The 4,469-nt window shown below is 29.8% G+C and carries 5 protein-coding genes; all 5 read right to left on the minus strand.

Features of this window, described 5'->3' with window-relative positions:
* On the minus strand, nucleotides 1–617 hold a 617-nt coding region (locus ACOX6R_RS07275), incomplete at its 3' end, for an RNA-guided endonuclease InsQ/TnpB family protein (RefSeq protein WP_433448759.1).
* Nucleotides 589–1,215, minus strand: coding sequence for an IS607 family transposase (locus ACOX6R_RS07280; protein ID WP_433448761.1), 627 nt, complete (start codon nucleotides 1,213–1,215; stop codon nucleotides 589–591). The genes ACOX6R_RS07275 and ACOX6R_RS07280, both read right to left, overlap by 29 nt.
* Before the next feature lie 117 nt (nucleotides 1,216–1,332).
* Complete coding sequence (locus ACOX6R_RS07285) at nucleotides 1,333–3,108, minus strand: terminase large subunit domain-containing protein (RefSeq protein ID WP_433448763.1); 1,776 nt, start codon at nucleotides 3,106–3,108, stop codon at nucleotides 1,333–1,335.
* 1 nt (nucleotide 3,109) lies between these two features.
* Nucleotides 3,110–4,051, minus strand: coding sequence for a hypothetical protein (locus ACOX6R_RS07290; protein ID WP_433448765.1), 942 nt, complete (start codon nucleotides 4,049–4,051; stop codon nucleotides 3,110–3,112).
* Nucleotides 4,052–4,136: 85 nt separating this feature from the next.
* On the minus strand, nucleotides 4,137–4,469 hold a 333-nt coding region (locus ACOX6R_RS07295), incomplete at its 5' end, for a hypothetical protein (protein ID WP_433448767.1).

Raw genomic sequence — 4,469 nt, forward strand, 5'->3', positions numbered from 1 at the left:
ACTATAGCAAAGTCTTTTATTCCTAAATCAATTCCTATGCCTTTATTGGTTGGTCTAGAACAATCGTTATAACTAGGCATTTCTATAAGAATAGAAACATAATATCTCCCTGCCTTATAACTTACAGTACCACTTTTAACATCTACCTTAGCAGGAATATAACCTTTTTCTTTTAATCTAATAAATCCTAAAGTTGGTATTTTTATTCTATGTCTTTCAACTGTCCAATCAGTTTTATTATTTTTTGGGAAATAAGCTTTAATATCTTGATTTTTCTTCTTCTTAAATCTAGGAAATTTAGATTGACCTTTAAAAAATCTTTTAAATGCCATTTCTGCGTTGCATATTGCTTTTTTTCTAGCTTTAGAACCACAAGTATCATTAATCCACTTAAATTTTTCTTGAGTTTTAACTTCATGGTTTATATATTTATCAAAATCATTAGCACTCATAAACGCTTCTTTTTTATCAATTTTACCTTCTTTATACAAATCATATAACTCTTTGTTTTTAGCAAGATATTGATTATAAAGCCACCTACAAACACCAATCATTTGATGTATTTTAATTTTTTGTTCTTCTGTGGGATTAATCTCTGTCTTGTAAGCCTTTAGCAATTTCTTCGTCCTCCTCTATTTTCTTTTTATACTTTCTTAAACCATAAATTTTACATGAGAAAACATGAATGATATTAATTAAATCTTGTACCATTTCTTCTTGTGGTGATAGAACCTCATTATTTACTACAATTATTTCAACACCATTTGATTTTAAAAATCGTTCAAACCATTCGTAACCAAATCTAATAAATCTATCTCTATGAGCAACAATCACAGTTTTAACCAAACCTAACATACAATCTTCTAAGAGTTTATTCCATTTCTTACGATTGTAATTTAAGCCACTTCCCACATCTTCAAATATTTCATCCACGATAATTCCCTTAGCATTGGCATAATCTTGCAGGAATTTAACTTGATTTTTTAAGTCATCTTTTTGATTGTTGGTTGAAACCCTAGTATATATAATTGTTTTTCTACTATCTTTATCTGCGACTAATTTTCCCATGTATTCAACGTATTGATTATGAGTATAATATCTTCTATCGGAAGGACTTCTAAAAGCTTTTAATTTACCATCATTGTCCCATCTTTGTAGTGTTTTTACAGATACACCTATCATTTCAGCAAATTCATTTGGTTTATATGTATTCATAATTTTTCTCCTTATAAAATATTTATGTATACATATTACCACGTATGTATATGTTTGTCAACATTTTTATTTACTGTTCTTATTCTCCCTTTCTGATTGTATTTTTATTTTTATTAATTAGAAGAATACCAATTGTTCGTCAGAATAATCATCATCCTTTAGCAAATCTCTTTCCAATAGATTGGCAAAATAATTACCATAAGAAATACTTGACCATCTATCCTTTCTTCCAGTTCTAGGTTCTTTAAGTTTAACTAAGCCCGTATCTTGATTAATATCCGCTTCAAGATTAATCATTTCGGATATTAATGCAGTAGTCTGTATATATGGAATAATAAATTTTGCTTGAACTTCGGGTGGTAATTTATCATATCCTTTAAGTCCACTTAATATTTCTCTACACTCATTTTCATTAATCAATAATCGAATTCTACCTTTTCTTAGGTTATCTCTAAAGCTAACAGCACAATCACTATTGATTTGCTGATAAGCTTTCATACTATATATCTTTTTCGGGGCATCTACAATGACACAACGCTTAGCCATTTCTTCATCATTTATGCAACTAAAAGCTCCATACTCAATTTTTCTTTCTTTGTCAAATAAGTTCTGACATAGATTATCATAAATTGATAAACCGTTACCGTTGGTATCTAAAACAATATAATCACAATCAAAGTCGTCATATAATTGTCTTATCCTTATAGCTTGTGTTGTTGAATGTCCTCCCATCATAGATTCCATATATACTACATTTCTTATGTAAAATCTATTCGTTGCATCAGGTATAAGACTTAAGATTGTATATATACTAGAGTCGTTTTGTTGTCCTGCCATCATAGCTATATCACTAGAAATCATTCTTATTTCATTTTGCTTTTTAACTGGATACTTAAATGAAGAATCCTTTAATAAGTCATACATTGGTTTTGGATAAATAGGCATAAGCAACTTTCTATTTGGCTCTAGGTCATCAAATTTAAAATAGGATTTTTCATTTTCACCAATCCAAATTCCTTCCATTTCCATTTCCCAAAGTATGGGGTCAAAGTCGTCTTCTTGCATTTCATCAAGGACTTCTTCCTTCATTCTTAATCCTTCTTTAATAGTTAATTGGTACGGTAAATCACATAAGAAATACTTTTTACCATTCATCATAGAGTTGAAGAAAGACTTAAACTTTTCATAAGACCAGTGCCACTTCTGACCCGCAGAACTCAAATAAACTTCTTGGTTTCTTTCAGTCAAATGGGCATATTGTGGTTTACTTAAATACTTTGGCTGTCTTGGATTAGCTTTAAACTTTCTCAAAACAGTTGTTATTGTAGTTTTATCAACAAGTATAAATTCATCTATTACCAATACATTTGCTCTTTTACTTCTTGCACCACTATTACTAGCAACAACTATTATTGACGAACCATTCCAAAATTCTACTTTAGCATTATTGACATTATCGCTAAGATAACTAATACTTCGATTTAAACACTCACTTTCTTTTCGCATTTCATCAATATAATTTATTATTTGTGTTGCCTGTTTTAGGTTTCCTGAAGCCACCACTATTTTACACTTAGGATACAAACAAGCCTTGCATACACAAAATACTGCTGTTAGCCAACTCTTACCAAGTCCTCTAGCCGCAATAAACATAAAAAAGTAAAAATGAAACATACAAAATAACAATATCTTTTGAAATGTCTTTAATGTCAATCCTAAATAATCCTCAGCAAATTTAAAAGGATATTCTCTATAAAAACTTGCCCAAAGTTTCACTTTGTTCATAAATTTTTTATTCGAAATCATGTTTTCTTCTTTTTTAGAGTAATTTGGAGTTGTCATAAAAGGGTTGGGGTTCTTGTGTTTTTTTACATCAGATTCAAAATTGCCCATACTATTTATCCTCTAAAAAATCCACTTGATTTTTCTCTTCTTCAACTTCTGTATCTTCAACCGTGTATTTCTTAATCTCTTCATCAAACTCACTTTGCCAAGGATTTTTAATATTTAAAGCCCTTGCTAAATTACCAAAGAAGAAAACATTTAACATACTCTTTAATTTATTAACGTGTCCAAAATCTTTTTCCCAATCGAGAATTGGTTCTTCATCTTCTATGTGCTTTATGAAAACATCAAAACCACCTTTTGACACATTTCCTGCACTTGTCTCTTGTACTGGTTTTATATTACTATCTCCAGATAATAAACTTAATATCTTCATTGCTTTATCATATCCATTCATATCCCCAGATTCCAAGCACTTGTTGGCTTGCAATTGTGTTTTAGCCATATTTCTATAATTATTAACCTGAACTGGTAATGAATGGTCGTACATTTTAATTAATTCATTATAATATTCATAAAGAAATTCATACTCATCCTTTTTATAGCCTTTACCAAAGAATCTAATTATTTCAGGAGTTAATTCAAAATCTGATTCTACTTCAAATTCAGTTTCAGTATTCGTTGGCTCATCCCCATCTATCCATTTATCACTATCATCAAATGAATTACCGTAATTATTTGAACTACCGAGTGAGTTTATTTTTCCTATATAGGCTTGATAAATATCCCAACTTCGTTTATTTGAATCTTTCATTGCTCCTTCGTATGCACTGTACTTGAAAGGTATGTCGAGTTTTCTACACATTAAATAAACTGAACGTTTTTCGTCTTTAGTTTCTTCAAAATACTTTTTATATATCTTTTCTATACAGGATTTGCACCACGGTATCTTTCCAATGTGTGAATAAATGAAACTTTTACCAACATAAAAGTCTTTTTCGTTCCCCTCGAATCCACACATAGGACACTGAATTTTCTTTATTACTGCCATATGTGCAGTCACACCCTTTCTTTTTTATATATAATAAAAGTGTGTGTAGGCAACTAACCTACACACACCTAGTAAGTATTTATTGTTACATTTTTACAAACTCTATATTATATTTGTCCTTTAGCCCTTTTTTCTCTTTACCCAAATCATACAATACTGTCATGGGTCTTATTACATACTCATATATTTCACCATCAATATCGGTGTCCACAATTGCATAATGACACCTATAACCTCGTGCTGAGTCTGAAGCATATGCAAATCTTATTAAACTTCCATTAAACAATTCAATTCTCAAATCATTTTTGCTTGAAAATAGTCTTTGTATTTCATTGTTGAACAAACCTTTAAACTTCTCTTCATTAATGATATCTTTAAATTGTATCGTTTTTGCTCTTGCACTACAAAAGAATATTAT

Origin of the sequence: Peptoniphilus sp. (assembly GCF_050943655.1) — a bacterium.
GTDB lineage: Bacteria > Bacillota > Clostridia > Tissierellales > Peptoniphilaceae > Peptoniphilus_A.

Excerpts from the sequence above, each read along its gene's own strand:
- ACOX6R_RS07280 (WP_433448761.1), bottom strand. The coding sequence starts at position 1,215 with ATGAATACATATAAACCAAATGAATTTGCTGAAATGATAGGTGTATCT.
- ACOX6R_RS07285 (WP_433448763.1), bottom strand. The coding sequence starts at position 3,108 with ATGGGCAATTTTGAATCTGATGTAAAAAAACACAAGAACCCCAACCCT.
- ACOX6R_RS07290 (WP_433448765.1), bottom strand. The coding sequence starts at position 4,051 with ATGGCAGTAATAAAGAAAATTCAGTGTCCTATGTGTGGATTCGAGGGG.